The 21373-nt window shown below is 58.5% G+C and carries 20 protein-coding genes and 1 pseudogene; 10 read left to right on the top strand and 11 right to left on the bottom strand.

Features of this window, described 5'->3' with window-relative positions; genetic code table 11:
• Positions 1-5: 5 nt before the first annotated feature.
• The 3 genes from BLS26_RS27785 to BLS26_RS27775 form a co-directional block, all read right to left on the bottom strand.
• Positions 6-1715 (bottom strand): arylsulfatase, encoded by a 1710-nt coding sequence (locus BLS26_RS27785; RefSeq protein WP_172804717.1) that lies wholly within the window; start codon positions 1713-1715, stop codon positions 6-8.
• Positions 1712-2635, bottom strand: coding sequence for a formylglycine-generating enzyme family protein (locus tag BLS26_RS27780; RefSeq protein WP_172804716.1), 924 nt, complete (start codon positions 2633-2635; stop codon positions 1712-1714). The genes BLS26_RS27785 and BLS26_RS27780 overlap by 4 nt, the downstream gene beginning before the upstream one ends.
• Before the next feature lie 614 nt (positions 2636-3249).
• Positions 3250-3582, bottom strand: a complete 333-nt coding sequence (locus BLS26_RS27775) for a sensor histidine kinase (protein ID WP_244541706.1) — start codon at positions 3580-3582, stop codon at positions 3250-3252.
• 292 nt (positions 3583-3874) lie between these two features.
• Here BLS26_RS27775 and BLS26_RS27770 point away from each other — a divergent pair, with 292 nt between their 5' ends.
• Positions 3875-4237 carry a hypothetical protein gene (locus BLS26_RS27770; RefSeq protein WP_092515716.1) on the top strand — a complete coding sequence of 121 codons (363 nt, stop codon included), beginning with the start codon at positions 3875-3877 and terminating at the stop codon, positions 4235-4237.
• 142 nt (positions 4238-4379) lie between these two features.
• Here BLS26_RS27770 and BLS26_RS27765 read toward each other — a convergent pair whose 3' ends face one another.
• From BLS26_RS27765 to BLS26_RS27750, 4 genes are all read right to left on the bottom strand, one after another.
• Positions 4380-6221, bottom strand: coding sequence for an ABC transporter substrate binding protein (locus BLS26_RS27765; RefSeq protein ID WP_092515715.1), 1842 nt, complete (start codon positions 6219-6221; stop codon positions 4380-4382).
• 204 nt (positions 6222-6425) lie between these two features.
• Positions 6426-6779, bottom strand: a complete 354-nt coding sequence (locus BLS26_RS27760) for a response regulator transcription factor (RefSeq protein WP_244541705.1) — start codon at positions 6777-6779, stop codon at positions 6426-6428.
• A 187-nt stretch (positions 6780-6966) separates the two neighbouring features.
• On the bottom strand, positions 6967-8418 hold the full coding sequence (locus BLS26_RS27755) for a DUF1254 domain-containing protein (protein WP_092515713.1): 1452 nt from the start codon (positions 8416-8418) through the stop codon (positions 6967-6969).
• A 62-nt stretch (positions 8419-8480) separates the two neighbouring features.
• On the bottom strand, positions 8481-9167 hold the full coding sequence (locus BLS26_RS27750) for a hypothetical protein (RefSeq protein ID WP_092515712.1): 687 nt from the start codon (positions 9165-9167) through the stop codon (positions 8481-8483).
• Positions 9168-9399: 232 nt separating this feature from the next.
• Here BLS26_RS27750 and BLS26_RS27745 point away from each other — a divergent pair, with 232 nt between their 5' ends.
• The 5 genes from BLS26_RS27745 (at position 9400) to BLS26_RS27725 (ending at position 13995) form a co-directional block, all read left to right on the top strand.
• Entirely contained in the window at positions 9400-10509 is a 1110-nt protein-coding gene (locus tag BLS26_RS27745; RefSeq protein ID WP_092515711.1) for an HlyD family secretion protein, read from the top strand.
• Between the two features lie 193 nt (positions 10510-10702).
• Positions 10703-11350: a response regulator transcription factor gene (locus BLS26_RS27740; protein WP_092515710.1), complete on the top strand. Its 648-nt coding sequence runs from the start codon at positions 10703-10705 to the stop codon at positions 11348-11350.
• Between the two features lie 135 nt (positions 11351-11485).
• On the top strand, positions 11486-11977 hold the full coding sequence (locus BLS26_RS37115; RefSeq protein WP_092515709.1) for a helix-turn-helix domain-containing protein: 492 nt from the start codon (positions 11486-11488) through the stop codon (positions 11975-11977).
• Between the two features lie 111 nt (positions 11978-12088).
• A complete protein-coding gene (locus BLS26_RS27730) occupies positions 12089-13162 on the top strand; it encodes a transporter (RefSeq protein ID WP_092518678.1) in 1074 nt (357 codons plus the stop codon).
• Positions 13163-13434: 272 nt separating this feature from the next.
• Positions 13435-13995 (top strand): hypothetical protein, encoded by a 561-nt coding sequence (locus tag BLS26_RS27725; RefSeq protein WP_092515708.1) that lies wholly within the window; start codon positions 13435-13437, stop codon positions 13993-13995.
• Between the two features lie 82 nt (positions 13996-14077).
• Here BLS26_RS27725 and BLS26_RS27720 read toward each other — a convergent pair whose 3' ends face one another.
• The 3 genes from BLS26_RS27720 to BLS26_RS27710 all read right to left on the bottom strand — a co-directional run bounded on the left by BLS26_RS27720 (position 14078) and on the right by BLS26_RS27710 (position 16540).
• Positions 14078-14839, bottom strand: coding sequence for a DUF4239 domain-containing protein (locus tag BLS26_RS27720; RefSeq protein ID WP_092515707.1), 762 nt, complete (start codon positions 14837-14839; stop codon positions 14078-14080).
• Positions 14840-14899: 60 nt separating this feature from the next.
• Positions 14900-15121, bottom strand: coding sequence for a hypothetical protein (locus BLS26_RS27715; protein WP_092515706.1), 222 nt, complete (start codon positions 15119-15121; stop codon positions 14900-14902).
• 99 nt (positions 15122-15220) lie between these two features.
• Positions 15221-16540, bottom strand: a complete 1320-nt coding sequence (locus tag BLS26_RS27710; RefSeq protein WP_092515705.1) for a TAXI family TRAP transporter solute-binding subunit — start codon at positions 16538-16540, stop codon at positions 15221-15223.
• Between the two features lie 351 nt (positions 16541-16891).
• On the opposite strand from BLS26_RS27710, the gene BLS26_RS27705 reads away from it, so the two are divergent.
• The gene (locus BLS26_RS27705) at positions 16892-18334 is read left to right on the top strand and encodes a DUF1254 domain-containing protein (protein ID WP_092515704.1); all 1443 of its coding nucleotides are present in this window, start codon (positions 16892-16894) and stop codon (positions 18332-18334) included.
• A gap of 124 nt (positions 18335-18458) precedes the next feature.
• Positions 18459-18893: a DUF2721 domain-containing protein gene (locus BLS26_RS27700; protein WP_092515703.1), complete on the top strand. Its 435-nt coding sequence runs from the start codon at positions 18459-18461 to the stop codon at positions 18891-18893.
• A gap of 119 nt (positions 18894-19012) precedes the next feature.
• Here BLS26_RS27700 and BLS26_RS27695 read toward each other — a convergent pair whose 3' ends face one another.
• Positions 19013-19321 carry a hypothetical protein gene (locus BLS26_RS27695; RefSeq protein ID WP_157676602.1) on the bottom strand — a complete coding sequence of 103 codons (309 nt, stop codon included), beginning with the start codon at positions 19319-19321 and terminating at the stop codon, positions 19013-19015.
• A 239-nt stretch (positions 19322-19560) separates the two neighbouring features.
• On the opposite strand from BLS26_RS27695, the pseudogene BLS26_RS37325 reads away from it, so the two are divergent.
• Together BLS26_RS37325 and BLS26_RS27690 are read left to right on the top strand one after the other, a co-directional pair.
• A pseudogene (locus tag BLS26_RS37325) lies at positions 19561-19911 on the top strand (PAS domain-containing protein); the annotation flags it as partial.
• Between the two features lie 117 nt (positions 19912-20028).
• Entirely contained in the window at positions 20029-21177 is a 1149-nt protein-coding gene (locus BLS26_RS27690; RefSeq protein ID WP_371361040.1) for a sensor histidine kinase, read from the top strand.
• Positions 21178-21373 lie beyond the last annotated feature (196 nt).

Genomic DNA, 21373 nt, shown 5'->3' with positions numbered 1-21373 from the left:
AATCCTTATTTAGCCATTGCCGCCCTCGCGGCCTCGATTTTCTCTTTCACGGCACTCAGGTTGAAGCTCGCACCCCTCTGCATCGGAGGGAACTCGATCGCCGTCATCGCCAGCTTTTCCACCTGCTGCTGGACAAATACGAAGCGCCAGAATTCGAATTTGAACCAGTCGAAGTATTGCTGGGCGCCGTCCTTTGTCCCGTTATTCGGCCAGCCCGTGCGCTCGAAGGGATCGAGGCGAAGGTTGATCAGGTAGGGCACGTCGGGCTTGGTTTTGTCACCAAGCCAGCCTCCAGGCTGGTCGATGAAGCGATATTTGTAGTCGTCGATGCGTACGGCGCCCAGTTCGCTTTCGCCGAAATACCAGATCTCGTGCCGGTTCGACGGCCCCTTGCCGGTGATCATGTCCATCTGGTTATAACCGTCCAGATGACACTTGTAGCTAGTGTCGCCGATCTGCTTGCCCTTCTTCAATTCTTCGACGATGTTCGGATTGCCGGCCGCGGCAAGGAACGTCGGGAACCAGTCCAGCCCGGAGATGATGCCGTTTTCGACCTTGCCGGCCGGCACTTTGCCCGGCCATCGGACCATGCAGGGCACACGGAAACCGCCCTCGAATACCGTGCCCTTGCTCTGCGCGAACGGCGTCTGCCCGCCATCAGGCCAGGTGAAAACTTCGGTGCCGTTGTCGGTGGTGAAGACGACGATGGTGTTGTCGTCGACGCCCATGTCCTTCAGTTTCTGCATCACGATGCCGATGTCATCGTCGAGCTGCGCCATGCCGGCCTCATGAATGGTCCAGCCGTTCTTGGAGTTGCGCAGCGCCTCGTACTTCGGCGACAGGTGGGTGACGATGTGCATCCGGGTCGGATTGAGCCAGAGGAAGAACGGCTTGTTGTCGGCCTTGGCCTTGTCGATGAACTTGAGCGCAAAGTCGCGGATTTCGTCGTCCACGGTTTCCATCCGCTTGGGATAGAGCGTTCCCGCGTCCTCGATCCGCTGCTTGCCGACCTTGCCCCAGCGTGGATCCACGGTGACGTCGTCGACATTGGTCGCATAACAATGGACCATGTTGCGCGGGCCGACGGTGTTGAGCAATTCCTGGGGGTAGGCGGGGTGCGCTGGATCTTCCATCGCGTCAAGGTGGTAGAGGTATCCGAAAAACTCGTCGAAGCCGTGCACCGTCGGCAGAAATTCGTTTTTATCGCCAAGGTGGTTTTTGCCGAACTGACCGGTGGCGTAGCCCATTCCTTTAAGCGCGGTAGCAATGGTAACTGCCTGCGCGGGTATCCCTGTGGGCGCACCGGCCTGGCCGACCGTGGTCATGCCGGTGCGGATCGGAAGCTCACCGGTGATGAAGTTGGCGCGGCCCGCCGTACAACTCGCCTCCGCGTAGTAATCGGTGAACAGCATGCCTTCGGCGGCAAGCTTGTCGAGGTTCGGCGTCCGCCCGGCCATCATGCCGCGGTGATAGGCGCCGATATTCCACATGCCGATGTCGTCACCCATGATGACGACGATGTTTGGACGTTGTCCGGCTGCCGCTGGCGCCGCCGGTTGTTGCTGCGCTTGCGCCGTGGTTGCCAGCCCGACGGCCGAGAGCGCCGAAGCAGCGACGAGCGAACTGCCGCTCAACAAGAGATCGCGGCGTTTCAATCCTCCGCCATTTTGCACGACGCCATCCTCCGGCTTTCCAAACTTTTGGTCCTCACTCATGACGCGCTCCTCTTCCTGGTGATGCACCTGAAGCCGACATGGCTTGCCGAGGTGTCGATCGGCTCCGCGTGCCGCGCGGCAGGCCGGTAGCGGCGGCAATAGTTCGGCGCACACAGATGCGAGCCGCCTTTCAAGACCTTCCGGGGAATCCGGATCTGTGGCTGGCTGGGATCGAAGCTTCCGTCCTCCCGTCCGCCGCGTGGATTTTCCGGAATGCAGCACGCCTTCGGCGCGTCCGCTTCATGCCTTTGCGAATACCAGTCGGACGTCCATTCCCAGACATTCCCGATCATGTCGTAGACGCCGTAGCCGTTCGGCGGAAAGGCCGTGACCGGCGAGGTGCGATCGAAGCCATCGGTGCAGAGATTTTGCCTCGGGAATTCGCCCTGCCAGGTATTGGCCATGTGGTTGCCGCCGGGCGCGAACTCGTCGCCCCACGCAAACTCCGCACCGTCAAGTCCGCCACGGGCGGCGAATTCCCATTCCGCTTCGGTCAGAAGATCCTTGTCGGCCCACCGCGCATAGGCGAGCGCGTCGGAATAGGCGACGTGCACGACCGGATGATTGTCGAGCGCATTGATGTTGCTCTTGGGGCCGTATGGATGGCGCCAGTCGGCGCCCTTCATGAATTGCCACCATTGGCTCCAGTCGCGGAGATCGACAGCCCGCGCGGGCGGTGTGAAAACCAGCGAGCCGGCATAGATCATGTGAGGGAGCGCGCCGGGATAGTCCTTCGGGTCGGGTGGAATTTCGGCAAAAGTGACGTAGCCGGTTGCCTTGACGAATTCCTTGAATTGCCGGTTTGTAACAGGTGTGTGATCGATATGGAATTCATCGACGGTCACGCGATGAACCGGCGCTTCCTCGGGATAGTGCCTGTCCGATCCCATGCGGAATGTGCCGCCGGGAATCCGCAACATTCCGTCAAATGCAGCAGTATTCTGACGATCAATCGCCCCAGAGCCGTGCATCGCCGCACTCCATCTGTTGATGTGATATGCTTCGAAATTGGCGAGGGTGACTATGCAAAAACGAACATCTGACAACAATTTGCGGCCGGCCAGCTCTGTCGAACTTATTATGGCCGACCGAGCTAACCCTACCGGCGAAGTTGGACTATGGCGCCGGGGCCGATGACGATGCTACACTGAGCAATTATGAGGACGAAACCGGATGACAAGATTTCGAGAAGCAGCGGCCCCAATCATTTGCGCGATTCTCTGCCTGTACGCTACGGTTGCTCAAGCCGGTCCTTGCAGCGAAGACATTGCTCAATTTGAAGCAGCTATGCGCCGGTCCGCGGGAAATCCAAACGCGGGATTGACGGCCCCACAGTCGGTTGGCGCTCAACTCGATCGGCAGCCAACACCGGAATCTTTGAAACGAGCCCAGGAGCGCCTGCAGGCAAAATTCTCAGCGACAATGGCCCGCGCCAAACGGCTGGATGCGAGGGGTGATCGCGCCGGCTGCAATCGCGCACTTTCCGCAGCCAAGCGAATGTATATTCTTTGAACGGACGATATTCGCCTGCTGCCTACTCGGCTTGCATTCTAGTTAGTGGAAGCGTGAACGAAAACACCGCACCGCGCTGGCGATTCTCGGCCCAGATGTCACCGCCGTAGCTTTCGAGTATCGTGCGCGCGATGGGAAGTCCCAGGCCGGTGCCCTGCGGTTTCGTCGTAACAAACGCATCGAATATGCTCGTCAGAGCGCCCTTGGCAATGCCCTTGCCGGAGTCTGAGATGCGCACTTCGACAACGTCGTACTCCGCATTCCGGCGGGTCCTGATCGTCAGATTATGCGGTCTCGGCTCGCCGTCCATGGCGTCCATGCCGTTCATTTTGCTGAGCTTCAAGACGTCGGACACGGCTCAGTCGCCTATCTGTGCGAAACGCTGGGTTTGCCGTCGTGCGACGGGTCAGGCTCTTGGGCAAAAAGCCAATCTGATTTGCTGAATTTTCAATTACCAACTCCCCTGTCGGAGGCCGTTGCAGTCTTTGCGCATAAGACAGCGCCATCATTCTGCGGAGCGCGACCAGATTAGTCGGTGAACGTAGGGGTGTAGGATTTTGCATAGTCGGATGGACTGAAAAACTATTCTATGCGGTCGTGTCATCTGCGCGATTTGGGTCGCACTAAACGAGCTGGAGTAACTTTTCATGCGAATGATATCATCCGCCGTTGTTGTCCTCGCCGTGCTTGTCGCAACCGAAGCATCGGCACAATCGATCAATCTGACCGGCGCGTATAGATGCGTCGAAGCATGTCGGGCGGGTCCCGTCGGCAGTCCCACTTTCATTACCCAGAACGGACCCGACCTCAATCTTCTCAACGAAGCCGGCCAGCCAGCCCGCGCATGGCCTGACTGGTTTGCGCCGGCGACGCGGATCTGGATCGACGCCTGGAACGAGGGCGCCGTCTATTCGCCTGATGGCATGACCGTCCAGTTCGACAACGGAACGATCTGGGCGCGCGATTTGGGCCCACCGCAGCCGCCACCCGTACTTCGGCGCCGCAAATAGGTCGCGTCGTTAGCCGCCGCGCATTGTCGCTGTCGATCTGGCGGAACATAGAGAGGCGATCGCCGCACCAGATCGAAACCTGTTCCCGGCACCGGTGCTCGCGACGCATTCTGGCGGCCCGCCCTAGGTTGCTTGCCGCATCTTACTTTGCTTGCGTCTTGGCCAATGGAAGCCTGAACGAAAACACCGCGCCACGTTGGCGATTCTCGGCCCAGATGTCACCGCCATAGCTTTCAACAATCGTGCGCGCGATGGGAAGTCCCAGGCCGGTGCCCTGCGGTTTCGTCGTAACAAACGCATCGAATATGCTCGTCAGAGCGCCCTTGGCAATGCCCTTGCCGGAGTCTGAGATGCGCACTTCGACAACGTCGTACTCCGCATTCCGGCGAGTCCTGATCGTCAGATTGTGAGGTATCGGCTCACCGTCCATGGCGTCCATGCCGTTCATGACGAGGTTCATGAGCACCTGCTGCAAATGGATCGGATCGCATCGCACCGTCAAGGTTTCGGCGGAAAGCAAGGTGCGCAACACAACTCCGCGCCGTTCCATCTCAAGAGCAACAAGCTTGGCCAGGGCCCGCACCGCGTCATTCAGATCAACCAGCCGCAGATCGGCCTCGGTTCGATTGTTCAACATGTTCCGCAAGCCGCGGATGATCTCGCTCGCGCGCTGCTCGTCCCTGACAATATCGGAAAGGATTTCGCCAATTTGCCCAAGGTCCGGTGGGTCAGCCTTTAGCAGCACTTGCGCGGCTTCGGTGTTGCTCAGGATGGCTCCCAACGGCTGGTTGAGTTCATGCGCGATGGACGACGACAGCACATTTGCCGTCGTCACCCGGTTCAAACGGACAACTTCCCGGCGGCGACTACTTGCTTCAGCCTCGGCGAAATGCCGCCGCCGATGCTCGACCAGCAACCAGGAAATGATGGCAGCCTGGAGCAGCAGGGCGGCGATCCCGGCACTGATCTGCAGGCGATACTGTTCCCATGGGCTGGGGGAGCGGAAGTAAATCTCGCTCCCGGCTGGTAGCCGACTTTCACTGACGCCCCAGCGTTGCAACTCCCTCCAGTCGTACTTTGGCGTTCCGGGCCTGATTGGAGGCGTGTGAATGCTTGCCGGCGATTCCCCGCCCAATATGCGCACGGCGGCATCGGCAGCCTGCTGGCCGACAGACGAAACCGAAATCAATGGCCCCCCGACAATCCCTTGTCCCAGAAAAACATCGGAATAACCAAAGATCGGTGCGTTGGTAACCGCGCGAAGACGGGCCATCGCCTTTCCTTCTTCATGCGGGACGCCGGCTGCATCAACAGACAGCAGTACGAAGAAGATAGCGGTGTTGGGCGGGAGCATGGTGGCCCGCCTGAGCACCTCTTCGAACGACAATTCGTTGAACCAGGTAAACGTGACTCGATTTTCGAACGTTTTCAACTCCGCGTGCATTTGCTCCGACCAATATCGTTCATTGGGTGAACTACCCAGAACCATCGCAATATTCGTGACATTGGGAAGCAGCTTCAGAATGTTCTCGATGATCAAGTTGAAATCAACGTCGCTCGCGATCAATGCGTCATGCGTCGTAAGATCGATCCGCGAAATTCTGCGCTGGTCCACCCCCATGAACACCGCAGGGACGGATGAAAAAAGCTGCTCCCGGTGCTTCTGGATAAAACTGATTGCCGGGCTACTGATGGCCACGACCAGATCCGGCTTGCGCTTGGCAAAAAGAGCCTGCACATAATCGGCAAATGGCCCCTCTTCCCCGTCGCTGGAACGCGCGGAGACGAGTGAAGTCTCGTAGAGGTCGATACCTTCCGGCGATTGGCGGAGCAATTCCTCGCGAACGGTCTTTCCGTATTGGCTCCACGGCACAAAATCGCGTCCGAAGGGATGCAGAACCAGCACCCGTTTCGGCTCGGAGAGGGCCGCACCAGCCGTGGCAAGAAGCAACACAACCGTACTGAGAAGGAGCCGAAATCTCATGTCTTAGCGAACCCCGTGTGAGTGTTCGCGGGATTGGATCAGTGCGCGCCGGTTGCATCCATTGTAGCCTGACCGCTGGCATTGTGGGAGGTATAATATGGCAATTCGGTCAATGCGCTCGCACAGCAGGTGTACCGTGATGAAACAACGGAAATGGCCCAGTCGCTTCACCGCGAACCCCAGCGGCTCCTGGTCACAAGGCTCTCACGGGACCTTATTGATGGCGTCGATGAGCAGATTTGCCAAAAACGGCTTCCGAAGATACGCAACGCAACCGGCATCAAATGCCTCCTGACGGGTGGCTTCATTGTCGATTGCCGTCATGAAGATAACAGGCAGATCGGTACCCGATGACGTCAGCCGCCGTTGCAGATCAATGCCTGAAATCCCGCCGAGGTGAATATCCAGAAGAAGGCAATCCACCTCGCACGCTGCGAGATTTTCGAGAAATAATTCTGCCGAAGTGAACGTTTGAACGCGGAAACCGTGTGCTGACAGCAGGCGGTCGAGGCCCTTTAGCATGCTCGGATTGTCGTCAATGACAGCTATGGTGCGCATGCGATTGCCCATCCACATGGACCGGCTGACGATAGTTCTGAGCAATGGCAAACAATCATTTTTGATTTTTGAGCACACTCCGCTAGAACGGCTTCGCCAAGGGTCCACTCCGTGTTGCCTTCATCAATTCCTGACTTGGCTAGAAGGTGAGAATGCCGGCGTAGATAGCGCCGGCATTCTCAGCCAATTACTGAGCCGACAGGCCTACCGTTGTCTGTGCCTTTACGACCGGCGGCGGGTTCCATTTTCCGGTTAGCGCCTCAGACTTGGGGCTGTAGAGGCGCATGGTTAGGTTGAAGGCGCCCTTCGGCGCCGGGAGCCAGTTGGCTTCGAGGTCCTTGCCGGGGCTCGCGTTCTGAAAATAGAGGTCGAGCGAACCATCCGCGTTGTATTTGAACGGCATCCAACTGGAGACCGCGAAGCGGTTCAGGACGTTGCCTACCTGGAACCCTTCCTGATCGTAAAGGGTGATCGACCAGAAGGCATTGACCGGCGGGGCGGCGCCATTCGCAAATGTGATCGTGTACTTGTTTGCGCCATCCAGCGGTTTGCCGGATTCGTCACCGATATTAAGGGGATAAATAGCATCCTCGGGCAGGTTCGCTCCGAGCCCTACCTGCGAAACCATGGCCCGCTTCAGGTAGTAGTTGCCGTAGACACCCATTGTATCGGTGTTCATCGACCAGCCATTCGCAACCCGCGCCAGCGTCGGCACCTTCCAGGCCATCAGCTTCTGGCCGTCCTGCGGCGCGGTCTCCAGCGCTCTTTGCAGGACTGGATCGAGCCTGCCGATATCGAAGCTCTTGCCAGGCTCGATTCCGATTCTCTTCATCTGCGCGATAATCGGCTCGTCGGTGATATGTGGCGGGTGAAGCTTGAGCAACTCAGCCGCATAGGCGAAATACACGCCGGCCGACATCGTATCGACCTGAATCTTTGGCGGCGTCTTCATGTCGACGCTTGGGTCGATTTTGACCTCGACCGGCTTTGGCGGTTTGCCAAATTCCGAAAGCAGTGTGGCTTTATAACCGGCCTGGATCTTGTGAACCGCATCGTAGTCCGCCGGACCGTCGGTCTTGGTGCGGCCGATGATCCAGACATAAGGCGTCGGCGCCTCGATGCGCTGGGTGTCCTTCGGAAGCTTGAACTCGTCGATGAATTTGTCGCGCAAGTCGGGCCTCCAGCCCGGAGGGGTCACGATGTAGGTTGCGGCGGTTGTCCCGGTTGTGCGCCAACCCGGCGAGGCGAACACATCGGTCCACATGTCGAGCATCGGCAGGAGGTAGTAGCGACCGCCGGTGTCCGGCGCCGAGACCACCATTGGCTCTTTCCTCAAGTCGAGCCACGCAATCGAATAGAGCGTATCAAAATTGGAGCGGACCACACCTTTGAAATCCGCCGGCGGGTATTCGGGAACGCTGATGAACATGTTCATCGGCCCTTTTCCGAGCTCCTTGCCGGGTTCGATGTTCGTGAACTGCTGGCGCGTGACGTCCATCGATAAGAGCGAGTAGAAGTAGACATAGGCGTCCACCGCTATGGCATGCGCCTCCTGCTCGGTGATCGGCGCCGCTCGGACCGGCGCGGCAGCCGCGCCAAGACAGAGGGACAAGGTCAGTGTCAGAATTCCTCGAAACATGTCGGATACTCCTCTTCAGCTATGTGAACGGGAGAAGCACACGCCTCCCCGTCGCATTCACCTCAGTAGCAAGGCGGATAGGGGTAATAGCCGCACGCCGGGCGGACATAGGGCGCAGCGTATGCCCCATACGCAACCGCTCCGGCGGCACCGGCATACATGGCACCGCGAAACGCCGAGCGGCGTGCAACGCCGGCAAACGACATCGGCGTAAACGGCCGCCCGATAATGTCGATGAAGACCGCCGCCGCACCGTCGGCGCCGGTGAGATCGCCTTCCAGGGTCTGGACAGTGAACGTCAGCTTGTCGCCCTCGAGCTTCGGATTCTTCAGCACCACCACGGCGTCTTTCACCGAACCATCCTTGTTCAGGACGGAAACGGTGGCGTTGGGCGGATTCTTGGTAAAGCTGTCCTCGCCCGATCCCCATTCCGCGATCACGTCTGCAGTGGGCTGGTGGCCTGCGGACCTGACGGGACGATCGGCAAATATGATGGAGTTCGGCGTTATCCCTGTGAGGGCCAACGTATCGCCCTGCAGCGTCGCGCCGCGCGAATTGAGCACGAACAGCGAGGGTACGATGTCAGGCTTGGCAGCGGCTACAGGAGTGCCGATCGTCTTCATGGAAGAAGGCGGCGGCATGGAAGAAGGCGCCGAACCCGTCGTTTGAGCAGTGGCCGTTCCCACACTACCTAGCATCGCCACCACCGCGAGCAGCCCGGCGATCTGAACCAATTTTGTGCGCTTCATGTGAGCCTCTCCTGTTGGACGGGTGAAGATTTCTCGAAATAGCCTTCGCGGAAGGTCACGCTCATCGAACTTATGAAAAAGCCTCGCAGCGGCGACTATGCAAAATCGGGCAGGCATCGAAATATAAAAGGAGCGTTCAGGGAAAAGAGGTTTTCGCGCCGATTTTGCATAGCGCTCGCCAACAAACCTCTCGCTAATGAGCGTCTGCGTCAGCAAATGATGGGGCTCTGCCGTGCTTATCATCCTGTGCCTCTACCTTGTCGGGCTGTGGGCCGTATTCTCCAAGTTCAAGCTGGTGCGCTGGGGCTGGGCGTCCGGAACTGTCGCCGTGCTTGCCGGCGCGTTCATTCTCGCGATATTTCTCGCGCTGTTTAATTACCTGACGCCTTCAGGCAGGGTGACCGTGGCGGGCCGTGTGGTGGAAGTCACGCCGAATGTGACCGGTCAAATCGTTGCCATTCCGGTGAAGCCGAACGTGCCTGTGAAGAAAGACGACATGCTGTTTCAGATCGATCCGGCGCCTTTTCAATACAAGGTCGCGCAGCTCAAGGCGTCGCTGGCCGGGGCAAAGCAACAAGCCGAGATCTTGAAATCGAATTACGAGCAGGCCACCGCGAATGTCGTCGGTCTGACCGCGCAGGTCGCGTTCCAAACAAAACGCAACGCGGACATTCAGAAGCTTGCAGCGGAAGGGGCCAATACGGAATTCCAGGCTCAGGACCGTCAGAATCAATACGAGACGACACTAGCGCAACTCAACGTGGCCAAGGCGGCGCAGCAAAGCGCCAAGCTCGCCATGGATTCCGAGATCGGCGGCGTCAACACCACGGTTGCCCAGATCCAGGCGCAGCTTGAGGATGCGAGCTGGGAGTTGTCGCAGACCACGGTTCGCGCGCCTGCCGACGGCTATGTGACGGCCGTCGCGTTGACTGTCGGCGATCGAGCCTTGCAGGCCCGCTCGACGATGTCGTTTATCGTCGAGAACGAGATTACAATTGTCGGAATGTTTTCACAGAACGGCTTCCAGACCATCAAGACCGGTACCCCCGTCGATATCGTTTTCGACAACGCGCCGGGGCGCATCTATCACGCCACGATCACGGCAATCCCCAAGGGCGTCGGCCAGGGGCAAGTTGCGGTGTCCGGAACGCTGGCGCGCACCAATGCGCTGGGTGGGACATCCGTCTTTCCCGCGGAGATTTCCATTCCGGACGAAATGAGCCGCGACGGACTGCGGCTAGGGATGTCCGGAAGTGCCACCGCATTCGCCGAAAATGCCGGCGTTATCGGGCTCCTGGCCTCCATCCTTGTCTGGGTCAGCTCGTATACCGCCTACCTTTGACTGCGCTGAGTTATTGCGCTGCGGCGACACAAGATCGCCGCGCTTCTTTTGGGATATTGGATGCCATGTCAGGCGGAACGACCCGCGTTTGACCATTGTCACACACGCGCGGTACTCTCAATCGCCAGCGTTGTAACATCGCGCTTCGGAAAGCCTTGGCCGTATCCGGCCGGCTTCCCCAGCGAACGTGAGCATGAACGGCGCCCCTATGATTCATGTCGTAGACGACGACGCTTCATTTCGGACTGCGATTTCGCGCGTTCTGAACGCCTCCGGCTATGAGGTTGCAGCCTACGAGTCGGCCGCCGGTTTCTTGCGCAACATCGGGAATGCTAGTCCAGGTTGTATCCTGCTCGACGTTGAGATGCCGGCCGTGGGCGGTTTGCAGCTCCAGGAAGAACTCGCGAAGCTGTCGCACGGCTGGCCGATCATCTTCATGACAGGTCATGGCGATATCCCGACCAGCGTACGCGCAATTAAGGCCGGCGCCGAAGACTTCCTTACCAAACCCGTTTCCCGGCAAACTCTGCTGGAAGCGATCCAGCGTGCACTTGTTCGCCATGCTGCGCGGCAACAGAGCCAGGACCAACTCAATTCCCTCAAAACCCTTGTCTCGACGCTGACACCACGCGAGAGCGAAGTTTTTGCGCTCATGGTCCGTGGCAAATTGAACAAGCAAATTGCCCATCTGCTCGGTACATCGGAGCGCACCATCAAAGCCCACCGGCACATGGTGATGGAAAAGCTGCAGGTGCAGTCGTTTGCGCAAGTGGTCTCGATCGCGGAGCGCGTCGGGCTGCTGGCGTCGTCGACCTCGGCAGACGCCGAGAATCCGGGATAGAACCAGACATCGAGCCTCCTCTGCGGCCGCGCGGGCGGAAAAACCTCCGGTTGCCCCAAGGGACAATATCGCCTGAGCGCAAGGTTGTGGTCAGCTTGCGCCTGCCAGATCGTTCTCGCGCGTGCAGGTGCTTCGATGAACATTGATCAATGGCTCGCCATCGTTGCGGAAACCCCTTTCACTCGGGAAAGCAACCCGTGCGGCGATCTCGTCGAACAGGCAGAGAGATTGGCTCTCGCCCATCTAGACGAGCCGCTGCACATGTCGGCCTTGTGCCGGACCCTTGCGGTAAGCGAGCGGACGCTTCGCAAGGCATTTCACAAAATTCACGGGCTTCCTCCGTGCCGGCATCTTCGAATGTTGCGGCTGTCTCAGGCCAGGCGCGCCCTTCTGTCCGCGGATTCCGGGCGCGTAACTGTAACGGAGATTGCGACATGCTTTGGCTTCGTCGAGCTGGGTCGCTTTTCCGTCGAATATCGAAAGATGTTTGGTGAGAGCCCCTCGCAAACGCTGCATCGCGCCTTCCCGGGCAACATTCTCAAGATCAACGCTGCTGTCCAAGACCGTGTCCCTTTGGGAGGACGTGCGTTTTTTGCAAACTTGTTGATGGCGGTTAATTCAAAGTGACATTAGAGCAACACGGCAACGCAGATTTTGCATGGCGGCGATTTGCGGCGAGACATCCAATCTATGGTTGATAGAATGTTCAGATTGTTCTCCAGCATTGGGAGCACGCAGATGACGCGCCGGTTATCCGAACGAAATTCTGGTCGTTGGCTCCCCCACTTTAGCATCGGCGTAGCCGTGTTGATGTTCGGGTCCCTGTCCCAGGTAGCCTACGCCGACGAGGGCGGCGTCTCGTACTGGCTTCCAGGGCGGTTTAGCAGCCTTGCGGCGACCCCCGAAGTGCCGGGCTGGTCCATGGCCGAGGTTTACTATCACACCACTGTATCGGCATTTGGCGGTGTTGCCGCGGCAAGAGAGATTACGATCGGCAGGTTCGCGCCGACAGTTAACGTCAGTTTGAATGCAAGTCTGCATGCGCAAGCCGATCTCCTGTTGCTCAACCCGACCTACACATTCGCGACGCCGGTGCTGGGCGGGCAATTGGCGATCGGCATGACCGGCCTGTTCGGCCGATCGGCGGCTTCGATCGATGGAACGCTCACCGCAGGGTTCGGACAGTTTGCGGCAATGCGCATGGGAAGCATCGGTGATTCCATCACCTCCGTCGGCGATTTGTATCCGCAGGCGACGCTGAAGTGGAACGCGGGCGTCAACAACTTTATGACCTATCTGACAGGCGACATTCCCGTCGGCGCCTACAGTCCCACGCGCCTCGCCAACCTCGGCATCGGCCACGGCGCGATCGACGGCGGCGGTGGGTACACCTACTTCAATCCGCAGACGGGCCACGAGTTTTCGGCCGTCGCGGGATTTACCTACAATTTCAAGAACCAGGACACGCAATACCAAAACGGCATCGACTTCCATCTCGACTGGGGCGCCTCCCAGTTTCTCTCGAAGCAGCTTTTCGTGGGTCTCGTCGGATATGCCTATCAGCAAGTCACCGACGATTTCGGTCAGCATCCCGTTCTCGGCGGGTTCCGGTCGCGCGTGATCGGGGTTGGGCCCCAGATCGGATTTCTGTTTCCGGTTGGAGACATGCAGGGCTACCTTAATCTGAAGGGCTACGGCGAATTCGATCAAGCCAACCGACCGGCGGGATGGAACACCTGGTTGACGTTCTCGATCTCGCCCATGGCGCCAACCAGTACTGTGACGCCGACACATCGAATGGTGATGAAGTAATCAAATCGATCCGAGTTCGGAATCGGCGGCAGCTCTAAGGCGACCTCGCAACAGATGGAGGCTCGCAATTTCGCAGCGGCAGAGCGCGGCTATCGCGCCATCTTTGACGACTTCCCCGGTGATCCCGGGGCCAAGTTCATGCTGAAGGAATGCGAGGAACGGCAGACATCTCTCGTAGTCAATTCTTGACGCTGAACGGCCATCAAATAGCGAGATGGTGGAAAAGGAAACTGTCAGATGAGATGCTGCTCAGAACCTAATGGCGGCAGCTCATGATGGCGCGATTCCCGCAGTCGTCGGAGACAGCAACGGAAAGCGGTGCGCAATCCGAGATCTCGTTCCGTGAAAAAGCAAGCGGAGAACTGAAGGAGTTCGTTATTCTTACAGCCTATCTCTACGTTTGCTTCGCGGCGTTGATCTATCTCAAGGCCGCGATTCTGCAGGCGCAAGGTGTCTCCTACGCCCATCTGGGCCTGGCAATCATTAAGGCCGCTCTTTGCGCAAAATTCATGCTGGTGGGACGGGTCTTCCACCTTGGAGAGCGCTTCAAAACTCATCCCCTCATTGTTTCAACGCTACATAGATCGCTGGTATTCGTCCTGCTTCTGGTCATTCTGACGTTGATCGAGGAGATTGTGGTAGGAAAGATCCACGGTCGAACGGTCTTTGACTCACTTTCCGAAATTGCGGGAGGAACGGCACATCAGATCGTTGCAACAATCCTTATAATGTTCTTGGTTCTTGTTCCCTACTTCGCGTTCCGTTCACTCGGCGATATCGTTGGTGACAGGACACTTGTTCGGCTTTTCTTCGAGCGGCGTCACAACACTTGAGCAGGCCTGATTGCATGTCGATAGGCTTATGTTGGCGCAGCCTGACGCCGACGGCAAATGGCACGTCCCATCCGGGGATCGCTTAGGAACCGAACGGCGCCAGCGCGTTGCGCAGTGGCGCACTGGAGATTTGCATAAGCCCCGCAAATGGCTGCCCCAGTTCCAGGATCAGGTAAATCGCCCCGGCAGCCGACAGTGCGAAGATCAGCAGAGAGCCGATAACGATTGCGTTGGGTTCGGCAAACAGGCTGAAGCTTACAAAGATGATGGTGAGCCAGAAGATGAGCACCACCAGAAAGGGCATGGGAATTGAATTGGTCCTCTGCGCGAACAAGAGCAAGCGCGTTTGCGCAATGTCGGTGCTGAGCTGTATTGCTCGGGCTTGCAGAGAGCGTTGAGCGTCGTTTTGAGGCGAAAGCTCCTGGAGTTTCGCATAGAATTCCTCACTCGCAGTGCTCGCCTCAAACGGGGCCGTCTTTCCAAGGTCGGAACCGTTCTCGCGCCACATTCGGTTGGCCAAAACAACGATGCCGCGGCGCAACAGATCGCGCGCTGGGCCCGCCTCCGCCCCATACTGCGCCAGGAGACGATCCAGCAGAACAACATTGGCCGTCATCTGCGTAATTTGAGTACTCTGCGTGTCGTACGAATTCTTCGCCGAGGCGATCAGCAAGCCGAGGACAAGCGCCGCTATGGTGCCGATGAGGCCCGTACCCAGCCTCACCACATCCTTTGCATCGGTGCTCAGATGGTGCTCCGGTAACGCCTTGCGAAGGAACATGCCGAGCAAAACGCCGCCCGAAATGCACACAAACGTGATACAGGCCAACGCGATTGCGCTCATGATTCCTCACCATTGTCAGACCACTAGAAGCCTTCGCGTTGCCCGCGCGCGCAAGGATTATTAGTAGACCCTGCGGCGAACGGCGACTCCCCGCGGCGCGACGACAGCGCCGGCAGGACGAACAACGGGCCGCGCGACGACGGCGGCCCCGACGGCGGCCCCACCGGCGGCGACGCAGCCGGCGCGAACCACGCCGCGAGCACAGACGACAGCGCTTGCTTCCATGTTGCTCAACGCGATGAAGCCTCCTGCCAGCAATAGAGCAATGATCAGATGTTTCATGACTACTCTCCTTGGGTTGCTAGTCTTTCGGGTTGCTAGTCTATCATTCGGTCAATCGCCATTCCGCTTTGTCTGAAGACTTGGTACTGCGTCGCTTGGTTAGGCCGCAGAGGCAACTGCTGGCCTCGTTGCAAGCAGAGTCCGTCGATCATGAATCAAGCTTTCCAGCCGGTGGGCTGCGACATTCAATGTCGCGTCGTCAACCGCGCTCTCATCTCCGCGGGCGGATTTGGCGCGTTCTGCTTTGAGAATGTTGTCGATTTCTTCCTCAATATCTGACAGCTCAGCCTCTGTATCGACCTTCCGGATTCGGCGCGCCAAGGCATAAAGGGAATCCAGAGGCCCCTCGCGGGTTGCGGGCCCGATCCCCAGAAATTTCCAGGCCGCAGCAAGTACGGTGGCGACGCCTCCCAGCACCATTGGCGTCAAATAGATCCAGTTGCCGTATTCATCCATGAAGCTCTGTTGGGTGCCGTTGTAAAAGGCCGCCGCTCCAGGGTGCAGCGGAAGATAGGCGTCCTGGTCGGTACTGGGGGCGGTGATTTGTGCGAAAATCGGCTGCTCGCCCAGAAGATCCCTGCGCACGCTCATAAGCGTCTGCGTGAAACGGGTCATCAAATCGGTGCCGAGCTTCTTGTTCGCAACCAGATACAGCGAAGCCTGCAGGGTTGTCAGATCATCGTCCGGAACCGGCGGCGATCCCCGCAGCGTGCCCTTCGGGACGTCGAAACTTTCGTAGGCTCGGTCGGCCTCTGCGATTGCCCCGGCGGAATCGATTGGGATCAGTACCGGTACGGTTTTGGGTCCGGACTGAAAGACCCCACGCACGAGTGACAGATATTTTTCGGCCAAAGGGATCACCACGAGAAGGGCGCTAACCTCCTTGGATTGAATCGCGCGCCGAGCATCCGACAAAGCGATTTCCTTAAACACCTTTGCTGCATCGAGCCCATATTCCTTGCTCAGCACATCGATAACTTTGGAGTTTGCTACTCCACCCACCACGCCCACGGTATGACCCTTCAGCTTGCCCACGCTGTCGATGGTCGAACCCGGCGGCGCGATGATGAGAGCGACCACGTGGCTTACAACGACGACGGCCTGCGCCTGCGACAAGTCACCGACGTCGCCGCGAACCACGGCGAGATCGACTTTACCTGCCGAAAACAGGTCTGCGGCCCCGAGCGCCGTGCCGCTATCGATAATCTTAAGCCGTATCGACGCGTTGGTGGAAACGAGACGGCTCGCAATGGCTGACATTGCTTTGGCAGCCTCCCCGTCGATCGAGCCGACAGCTACGGTAAGCGTTACGGGGTGAGTAAAATACCGGTAGCCAAAGAGGCCAGCGCCCGCGGCAAGAATAGCGGCACCGATGAGCATAGTAGCGCGAAGCCACAGCGGCAATTTTATCGACATCAAGTTGCTCCGTCGCTCCAAACAAGTTGGCCGATCGCCTCCGCCGCGGGCCTTGCTAGTCGCGCAACCAAAGACCGATCAGGCAAACCCATCTGCATTCATACGAACCGAATTAGTCCTTTGCCTATGCAAAATCGGACAGCGCATGCGGGCCTATTTGCGTTCCGGGGCCGCTTTCCGTTGGCAAAACAAGCAGAAATTCAGAGATCAGGGCGAGTTCCTCAGGATTGTGTCGGCGCGCCAGGAATTGCCTGATTTTGCATAGTCACACGCCCCCAGCGTGCGTAATTTTGCGAAACCAACTTTCGGACAAATGGCTCACCCGCGCTCACAGGCCGCGAAGAGGAAGGTCAAATGCTCACAAAGCGCGATCTTCTTCGTTCCGCCGCCTTGGCCGCAATCACCGCGTCGACGGCGAAGTCCGTCCCGGTGCTCGCGCAAACGAGCGCCGACCGCCCAGGCTTCCTCAAGGCAAAGGACATTGCCGAAGCGGGTTTCATCTACGGCCTGCCCATCGTGATGGGCTACGGCGTCATGTACGAGTTTGCGGTGGATCGCAATTCCGGGCAGTTCAAGGCGCCGTTCAATCAGATCGCGAACGCGGCCAATGTATTCACCTACAAAGACACGGCCGTTGTCACACCGAACAGCGACACGCCTTATTCAGTCGTATGGATGGACTTGCGGGCGGAGCCGCTCGTGCTTTCGGTCCCGCCGGTGGACCCGAAGCGCTACTACTCGGTCATGCTGTGCGACGGCAATACCTACAACTACGGCTATATCGGGACCCGTGCCACGGGAAGCGAAGCCGGCGACTACATGGTAGTCGCTCCGGACTGGAAGGGTGCAACTCCGCCTGGAATTAAAAAGGTGTTCCGGTCGAGCGCCCAGTTCTCGCTGGCGATATATCGCACCCAACTCTTCAGCCCCGACGATCTCGACAACGTCAAGAAGGTCCAGGCCGGCTACAAGGTGCAGACGCTTTCGGCCTATCTGAAACAACCGACGACGACGGCCGCAGCAACGATCGATTTTCCGAAAATCGACAAGGAACTCGCGAAGACGAACTTTTTCGACTACCTCGACTTCGCGCTGCAATTTGCTCCCGCCCAGGAGAACGAGAAGGAGATACGCGCGCAGCTCGCCAGTATCGGCGTCGGACCCGGCAAAACCTTCAACTTCAAGGACCTGCCGCTGGAGCAAAAGCTCGAAGTCGGCTTGGGCATGAAGGAAGGTGAGAAGAAGGTCGATGAGGCCGTCGCCAATGCCGGCAAGGCGATCAATGGCTGGCGAGTCAGCTCGCTTTTCGGCAATAGTGATTTTTTCAACGGCGACTGGTTGAAACGCGCTGCCGGCGCGAAGGGGGGAATATACGGCAACGACGCAGCAGAGGCGATGTATCCCGCCAGGCGCACCGACAGCGATGGTCAGACCCTAGACGGCAGCCAACACAATTACACGCTGACATTCCCAGCGGGGCAGCTGCCGCCGGTGAATGCCTTCTGGTCGCTGACCATGTACGACGGCAAGTCGCAGTTGCTGATCGAGAACCCGATCAATCGCTATCTGATCAACTCGCCGATGCTGCCGACCATGAAGACAAATGCGGACGGGTCGCTCACGCTCTACATCCAGAACAAATCGCCAGGCGCTGACAAGGAATCGAACTGGCTGCCCGCTCCAAGCGGCCCGATCTACCTGGTGATCCGGCTCTACTGGCCGAAGGCCAAACCACCTTCGATCCTGCCGGTGGGTGAAGGCACCTGGCAGCCGCCCGACGTCAAGCGTGTCTCATAGATGCAGCGAGTCCGGTTCGTAACGCCGTTCGCAGTAGCGAACTAGCCTTCATGCCGGTCGCCGTCATCGGCCCGATGATGGCGACCGACTCCATCTTGCATTCCAGATCGAGACCGGATCCTTTATGTATCCAGATACGCCCTCCGTCAGTCAGCTATCGCACGTCATTTCGCTGGCTGCGGCGCCCGCATTCCTGCTGGGTGCGCTCGCGGCCTTCCTTGCCGTCCTGATCGTCCGCCTGAACAGGGTTATCGATCGAACGATCGTGCTCGACGCGATCTCCGACGATGACACAGCTAAATCCAGGCTCAAAGCCGATCTTCCACGTCTGATGCGCCGCACGGTAATGCTGAACAGGGCGCTCTTCTGGGCTGTGATCATCAGTATCACGATCACGCTTCTCGTGATCGTCGCGTTCGCGAGCGCTTTATTTGAGATTCAACACGAGCGCGGCGTCGCCATCCTTTTCATGGTTTCGCTGGCCGCCTTCATCGTATCGCTCGTCGATTTTGCCCGGGAAGTGAGGATTGCGCTCAGCGAATTCGATCACTACGCCTGACGCAGAAGGTCACCCTACAGCGTTTGGCTGCTGGCGAGCTCGAAATCAGGCCGACTGATGGCTTACCTGGCCCACTGACCCATCTGGAGACATGTCAGCAGGCCAGGCCGACTGATGGCTTACCTGGCCCACTGACCCATCTGGAGACATGTCAGCAGGCTAACGTAACTCGGCGTCCCGCCGATGCTCTCTTGCGAGACACAACTTGCCCGGCTTGCTGCGGGAAATTTCGACCATTGTGCGACGAGTTTCTGCCGCGCTCCCCGTTCGTCATTGATGCAACTCTTTGTCGATTGATCGACAGAAAGCCCCGCCGTTGCGGCAACATCGAGCTTGCAACTTCTGGCGATATCGAACTTCGGCACTCCGTCAGCCACCGGCATAACCAGCTGCGAACTCAACATGATCATCGAGATTGAGATAGGCATTTTCTAGCCTCCTGGACCTGTCGGCGTGGCCGCCTCTCTTCGTCAATTTGTAGCGCTTGGCAGATTTCCGACTATGCGAAAACCGACAGGGGCCCTGAAGATAGACGACCCCGGCCTGCTGGCGTGGTCGTTTTCGCATAGTCTGGAGCGCTCGCTTGGATAATCATTCCATCTCGCGGCCGGCATAAACAGGCAGGGGACGCCCGTTGCAAAACGGTCAGGAGCACGACGGAGCCAGGGTGAAACGATCACCGCTTCTCGGCGTGCCCCCTCCCCAGCCGCCAGCTCTGCAACTGATCTATGATACGGCGCCGATTGGTCTTGCGTTCCTCTCGCCCGACTGCCGCTATCTTCAGATCAACCAACGTCTCACCGAGATCTGCGGCATTTCGGTCGAGGATCATCTTGGACGATCGGTTCGAGATTGCGTGCCTGCCTTGGCCGAGGCGGTCGAAGGCATCGTTGGTTCAATCATGAAGACGGGAGATCCCGTAATCGGCGTCGAGGTCGCCGGTCAGCGCGCTGATCAGACCGAGGAGCGATCTTGGGTCACCTACTGGCACCCGCTACGCAATCCGGCCGGGGAAATCGTCGGCGTCAATGTCGCGGCGGAAGAGATCACCCAGCGAAAACGCGCGGAAGCGGCGCTTAAGGCCAGCGAACGCCAGTTCCATACGCTCGCCGATTCCATTCCGCAACTGGTGTGGATGGCCGATGCGGGAGGCAAGATCTTCTGGTTCAACAGCCACTGGCACGAATATACGGGCATAGCTATCGGGGAAACTCATTCGCATGACTGGCAGGCGATCCTTGCGCCTGCCTCGTTGCACGAAGCACGGGAGCGTTGGACGCAAGCGCTGGAGGCCGGAACGCCATTGGAAATGGAGTTATCCCTGCGCGCGAAGGATGGATTGTATTGTCCGTTTCTCACACGTACGGTCCCGCTTCGTAATTCGGCCGCTACTATCTATGGCTGGATCGGCACCCACATTGATATCAGCGAGCGCAAGCGCAGCGAGCAAGAGATCCGCAGCGCCCGGGACGCCGCCGAAGCAGCCTTGAGAAACCTGAGAGAGACTCAAGATTCCCTGATCGAAGCGGAGAAACTGGCAGCCCTGGGGCGGCTGGTGGCCGGCGTCGCGCACGAGATCAACACCCCCGTGGGCACAAGCTTGACGGTCGCCTCTTCGCTGGAACGCAAGACGGCCATGGTTGCGGAACAGCTTGCGCGCGGCAATCTCAAGCGATCGACGTTGAATGACTTCCTGGAGGTCAGCCGCGAGGCGTCGTCGCAATTGGTCGCGAACCTCAATCGGGCCGCGAACCTGATCCAGTCGTTCAAGCAAGTAGCTGCCGATCAGAGCTATTCAAATCAACGTATCTTCGATCTCGGCGATCTGACCGCGCAGCTCGTCACGAGCTTGCTGCCAGCCTTGCGAAAACAAGATCTCGCTCTCCACGTTGAATGCGAACCCGATTTGACGATGAACAGTTATCCCGGACCGTACGGGCAAGTGCTGACCAACCTCTTCCTCAACTCGGCCGCGCATGCATTTCCTGGTGGCCAAGGCGGCAACGTCGATATCCGGATCAGGGCAGCCGGAGATCAGCACGTTGAGATCTTCTTTTCCGACGACGGCTGTGGCATGAGCCTCGAGGTCAAGCGCAAAGCCTTCGATCCATTCTTCACGACCCGACGGGATCAAGGCAGTACCGGCCTAGGTCTCCATATCGTCCATACTCTCGTCACGAATTGCTTGGGCGGCAGCCTCCGCCTCGATAGCGAGGTGGGCAAAGGAACAAGCATCCAGTTGATCCTGCCCCGGGTGGCGCCGACACAGGCCGGTGCCGGGTAACCCGCTTGGCTCAGACGACCGGACACGGGCAGAGCTGAATATTCCATCGCTGCTTCGGTGGAAGACAGTGAACCTGCCGATTTCGCATAGACGAAAGCCCATGAGCGGAGGTTCAATAAAGCGAGCCAACTTCAACCACCGACACGATTTCAAAGGGAACGCCAAATGAAATCGAATATCGCTTATTCCGCGCTCG

The sequence above is a fragment of the Afipia sp. GAS231 genome (genome assembly GCF_900103365.1).
GTDB lineage: Bacteria > Pseudomonadota > Alphaproteobacteria > Rhizobiales > Xanthobacteraceae > Bradyrhizobium.
The sequence above is the reverse complement of the archived record's forward strand: the minus strand, read 5'-3'. Positions and strand labels throughout refer to the sequence as shown.

What these genes read in the sequence shown, in the direction of transcription:
- BLS26_RS27785 (WP_172804717.1), bottom strand. Translation starts at nt 1,715, where the DNA reads ATGAGTGAGGACCAAAAGTTTGGAAAGCCGGAGGATGGCGTCGTGCAA.
- BLS26_RS27770 (WP_092515716.1), top strand. Translation starts at nt 3,875, where the DNA reads ATGCGAATGATATCATCCGCCGTTGTTGTCCTCGCCGTGCTTGTCGCA.
- BLS26_RS27705 (WP_092515704.1), top strand. Translation starts at nt 16,892, where the DNA reads ATGCTCACAAAGCGCGATCTTCTTCGTTCCGCCGCCTTGGCCGCAATC.
- BLS26_RS27755 (WP_092515713.1), bottom strand. Translation starts at nt 8,418, where the DNA reads ATGTTTCGAGGAATTCTGACACTGACCTTGTCCCTCTGTCTTGGCGCG.
- BLS26_RS27730 (WP_092518678.1), top strand. Translation starts at nt 12,089, where the DNA reads ATGACGCGCCGGTTATCCGAACGAAATTCTGGTCGTTGGCTCCCCCAC.
- BLS26_RS27695 (WP_157676602.1), bottom strand. Translation starts at nt 19,321, where the DNA reads ATGCCTATCTCAATCTCGATGATCATGTTGAGTTCGCAGCTGGTTATG.
- BLS26_RS27750 (WP_092515712.1), bottom strand. Translation starts at nt 9,167, where the DNA reads ATGAAGCGCACAAAATTGGTTCAGATCGCCGGGCTGCTCGCGGTGGTG.
- BLS26_RS37115 (WP_092515709.1), top strand. Translation starts at nt 11,486, where the DNA reads ATGAACATTGATCAATGGCTCGCCATCGTTGCGGAAACCCCTTTCACT.
- BLS26_RS27740 (WP_092515710.1), top strand. Translation starts at nt 10,703, where the DNA reads ATGAACGGCGCCCCTATGATTCATGTCGTAGACGACGACGCTTCATTT.
- BLS26_RS27760 (WP_244541705.1), bottom strand. Translation starts at nt 6,779, where the DNA reads ATGCGCACCATAGCTGTCATTGACGACAATCCGAGCATGCTAAAGGGC.
- BLS26_RS27780 (WP_172804716.1), bottom strand. Translation starts at nt 2,635, where the DNA reads ATGTTGCGGATTCCCGGCGGCACATTCCGCATGGGATCGGACAGGCAC.
- BLS26_RS27725 (WP_092515708.1), top strand. Translation starts at nt 13,435, where the DNA reads ATGATGGCGCGATTCCCGCAGTCGTCGGAGACAGCAACGGAAAGCGGT.
- BLS26_RS27700 (WP_092515703.1), top strand. Translation starts at nt 18,459, where the DNA reads ATGTATCCAGATACGCCCTCCGTCAGTCAGCTATCGCACGTCATTTCG.
- BLS26_RS27715 (WP_092515706.1), bottom strand. Translation starts at nt 15,121, where the DNA reads ATGAAACATCTGATCATTGCTCTATTGCTGGCAGGAGGCTTCATCGCG.
- BLS26_RS27765 (WP_092515715.1), bottom strand. Translation starts at nt 6,221, where the DNA reads ATGAGATTTCGGCTCCTTCTCAGTACGGTTGTGTTGCTTCTTGCCACG.
- BLS26_RS27690 (WP_371361040.1), top strand. Translation starts at nt 20,029, where the DNA reads ATGGCCGATGCGGGAGGCAAGATCTTCTGGTTCAACAGCCACTGGCAC.
- BLS26_RS27720 (WP_092515707.1), bottom strand. Translation starts at nt 14,839, where the DNA reads ATGAGCGCAATCGCGTTGGCCTGTATCACGTTTGTGTGCATTTCGGGC.